Below are 3,799 nucleotides of genomic sequence, written 5' to 3'. Positions count from 1 at the left end.
GTTCGTCCTCGACGTGGGGAAGGTGTCCCTGTCAGGCACCTCGGCGGAGCTCTCGGCGTCCGACGCCGTGCAACGCCTCTACCTCGGCCACGGTGCCGACGGGTCTCCCCGACGCGTTGCCGCCACCAGGACGACCAAGAGACTCACGAGGTGGTCGCAGTGACGACAGCACCCGAGGTGACCCTCCGCGAGGACGTCGAGGTCCTGACGGTCGCCAACGTCACCGTGGAGTTCGGCGCGATCAAGGCCCTCTCCGACGTGTCCTTCACGGTGCGGCCCGGCACGGTGCACGCAGTGATCGGGCCCAACGGTGCTGGCAAGTCCACGATGTTCAACGTGCTGTCCGGCGTCTATCGCGCCTCGGCCGGCACGGTGAGCCTGGGCTCGACGGAGCTCAACGGGCTGCGCCCGCACAAGATCGCCCAGCTCGGCGTCGCCCGCGCCTTTCAGAACATCGCCCTGTCCGGCACCCAGACGGTGGCGGAGAACCTGATGCTCGGACGTCACCGGCTGACCCATGCCGGCTTCCTCGCCTCTGGCCTGCGGCTCCCGGCGGCGACGCGTGAGCAGCGCGTGCACCGGGAGCGTGTCCGCGAGATCGCCGAGTTCCTCGAGCTCGGTGCCAAGCTCGACCTGCCGGTCGGAGTGCTCTCCTACGGGGACCAGAAGCGCGTGGAGGTGGCCCGGGCCCTGTGCACCGAGCCACGCCTGTTGCTGCTGGACGAGCCAGTGGCCGGCATGAACGCTGAGGAGACCGAGCGCATGGCGCAGGCCGTCCTCGAGATCCGCGACGAGCTCGGCATCTCCATCGTCCTGGTCGAGCACGACATGGGCATGGTGATGAGCATCGCCGACCGCGTCACCGTCCTCGACTTCGGTCGGCTGATCGCGGACGGCACCCCGGACGAGACCCAGCACGATCCCGAGGTCATCCGCGCCTACCTCGGAGCCGGTGACGACAGCACGCCTGCCGATGCCGTGGACCGGGACCATCCTCACGAGGAGAGCTCGCCATGACCCAGTTCCTGTCCCTGCTGCTGAACGGCCTGTCGCTCGGGGCCGTCTATGCGCTCATCGCCCTCGGCTTCGTCATCATCTTCAAGGCCAGCGAGGTCACCAGCTTCATGCAGGGCTCGCTCCTGCTGCTCGGGGCCTACCTGGTCGGTCACTACGACCAGAAGATCGGCTTCTGGCCCGCGCTCGTGATCGGCATCGGAGGTGCCGCGATCGCAGCCGTGCTCGTCGAGCGCCTGATCATCAACCGCCTGCGCGGGGCCCCGGTGATCGGACTGGCGATCCTCACGATCGGTGTCGACCTCATCATCATCACCGAGCTGACCCGTCGGATCGGCTCCGACATCCTCAATGTCGACCACCCGTGGGGCGGCAGGTCGATCTCGTTCGGCGGTGTCGGCATCACTGCCAACCGCGCTGTGGCGATCGTCGTCGCCGGTGTGCTGATCGCCGGGTTCTTCGCGATCTTCAAGTACTCCAACTGGGGCATCTCGATGCGCGCTGCCGCCGAGGACGGCGAGGCCGCGGCACTCATGGGCATCCACCGTGGGCGGGTCTCGATGTTCGCCTGGATGGTCGCCGGCGTCCTGGCCGCGGTCGCGGGGCTGTTCGCGGTGGGATCGCCGACACCCGGTGTGACCCCTGCCGTCGCCACGGTGGCCCTCAGCGCCCTGCCCGCCGCCATCCTCGGGGGCCTCGACTCGACAGGGGGCGCGCTGGTGGGCGGTCTGATGGTCGGCATCGCGGAGGCGATGGCCGCCGGCTACCAGGACCAGATCGCCTTCCTCGGGCGGGGCTTCGGTGACGTGGTGCCCTACGTCGTGATGGTCGCTGTGCTGCTGGTGCGGCCGTCCGGGCTCTTCGGCACGAAGGAGCTGACGCGTGTCTGAGGCCGCCACCGTCCACCGCGACGCACCTACCGGGCACCCCGCGCCGAGGTCCTGGCCGGTGAGCCGCCTCGTCAGGCTCGCGGTCGTCCTCGCAGCGGTCGTGGTGCTGCTCGTGCTCCCGCTCTACGTCGATGAGTTCTGGTTGCGCACCGGGTTCGCCGTCTTCGCCGCGATCGTCGGAGCGCTCGGGCTCAACCTTCTGGTGGGCACGACGGGGCAGCTCTCGCTGGCCCACGCCTTCTTCCTGGCCGTCGGGGCCGTCACCTACACGTATGTCTCGGGTGCGCCGGGTGGGACCGCCAACGCCTACGGCGGCCTGGAGTGGCCACCGGTCATCGGCATGGTGCTGGGGGTGATCGTCGCTGGACTCGCGGGGGTCCTCTTCAGCCCGATCGCCGCCCGGCTCCGCGGGATCTACCTCGGCATCGCCTCCCTCGGGCTCGTGTTCATCGGCCAGCACGTGCTCAACACCTGGACCTCGGTGACCGGTGGCTTCAACGGCCGACTGGTGCCGGCCTTCACGCTCTTCGGCTTCAACTTCGGTGGCTCGGACTCGCCGGAGCTGGTGGTGGCCGGTGTGCCCTTCGGGCAGGCCGAGCGGCTGTGGTACCTCGGCCTGGCCCTGTGCGTGGTGGGCTGCTGGTTCGCCGCCAACCTGGTCCGCTCACGCCCCGGCCGCGCGCTGGAGACGCTGCGCGACAGCGAGGTCGCTGCCTCGGTGATGGGCGTCGACGTCCGGGCCTACAAGGCGCGCGCGTTCCTGGTCTCCTCGATGTACGCCGGTCTCGCCGGCGTCCTCTACGCCCTCTCCATCGGCTCGGTGGCCCCCGACTCGTTCGGGCTCGCGCTGTCGGTGCAGTTCCTGGCGATGATCGTGCTCGGCGGCCTCGGCTCGGTGACCGGTGCGATCCTCGGTGCCACCTTCGTCAGTGCCGCGCCCCTTGTCCTCCAGCAGTACGCCGGATCCCTGCCCTTCATCGTCGACCCCGGCCAGCCCGGCATCGTGGCGAGCCAGGCGGCGGCCTTCCTCTACGGCGGGGCGATCGTCCTCGTCGTGATGTTCGAGCCAGGCGGACTCGCCGGGCTAGCCCGCCGCTTGCGGCGCCCCCACCGTGCCCCCGGAGCTGCATCCGCAACCGCCGGGGCCGATCACGACCAGCTCGAGACACCGGCACACGCCGACCCGTCCACCGGAAGGGACAACTGATGAACAGGAACACCAAGCGAGGGGCAGTCGCTCTCATGTCGGTCACCATGGTGCTGGCCTCTGCCGCCTGCAGCACGAAGTCCTCGAACGACGCCTCGTCGGTCCAGGACGGGGTCAAGGTCGGTCGTGGGATCGACGGCGACACCATCACCCTCGGAGCGCTCACCGACCTGACCGGCGTCTTCGCTGCGCTGGGCAAGGACATCACCAACGCCCAGTCGCTCTACTGGAAGTCGCAGAACGCCGGCGACAAGATCTGTGGCACCTACACCGTCGAGGAGACGGTCAAGGACCACGGCTACGACACCCAGCGAGGGATCCAGCTCTACAGCTCGATCCACAACGACGTGCTGGCGATCGAGCAGACGATCGGGTCCCCCATCAACACCGGGCTCCTGCCCCAGTTCGAGGCCGACCACATGGTCAACATCCCGGCAGCGTGGGCGCAGTCTCTGTCCGAGTCGCCGGAGATCGCGATCGTGGGCGCGACCTACGAGGTCGAGATGATCAACGTCCTGGACTACCTGCTCCAAGAAGGCAAGATCAAGGAGGGCGACACGATCGGCCACATCTACTTCGAGGGTGAGTACGGCGCCGGTGGCCTGAACGGATCCACGTACTTCGCCAAGCAGCACGGGATGAAGGTCGTCGAGCAGCAGATCCAGTCGACCGACGCGGACATGACCGC

Annotated in this window: 4 protein-coding genes; all 4 read left to right on the top strand. The window is 68.7% G+C overall.

All coding sequences use genetic code 11. The features are described from left to right. The first annotated feature begins 159 nt into the window (after window positions 1-159). On the top strand, window positions 160-1,017 hold the full coding sequence (locus tag ACLL9L_RS04520) for an ABC transporter ATP-binding protein (RefSeq protein ID WP_411283455.1): 858 nt from the start codon (window positions 160-162) through the stop codon (window positions 1,015-1,017). Continuing rightward, entirely contained in the window at window positions 1,014-1,904 is an 891-nt protein-coding gene (locus tag ACLL9L_RS04515; RefSeq protein WP_411283454.1) for a branched-chain amino acid ABC transporter permease, read from the top strand. Before ACLL9L_RS04520 ends, ACLL9L_RS04515 begins: the two co-directional genes overlap by 4 nt. Next, window positions 1,897-3,111: a branched-chain amino acid ABC transporter permease gene (locus ACLL9L_RS04510; RefSeq protein WP_411283453.1), complete on the top strand. Its 1,215-nt coding sequence runs from the start codon at window positions 1,897-1,899 to the stop codon at window positions 3,109-3,111. Before ACLL9L_RS04515 ends, ACLL9L_RS04510 begins: the two co-directional genes overlap by 8 nt. Further along, on the top strand, window positions 3,111-3,799 hold a 689-nt coding region (locus tag ACLL9L_RS04505), incomplete at its 3' end, for an ABC transporter substrate-binding protein (RefSeq protein WP_411283452.1). The genes ACLL9L_RS04510 and ACLL9L_RS04505, both read left to right, overlap by 1 nt.

This window comes from Lapillicoccus sp., assembly GCF_046595215.1.
Classification (GTDB): domain Bacteria; phylum Actinomycetota; class Actinomycetes; order Actinomycetales; family Dermatophilaceae; genus Lapillicoccus.
Note: the sequence above shows the minus strand (reverse complement) of the source record. Positions and strands in the feature narration are given on the sequence as shown.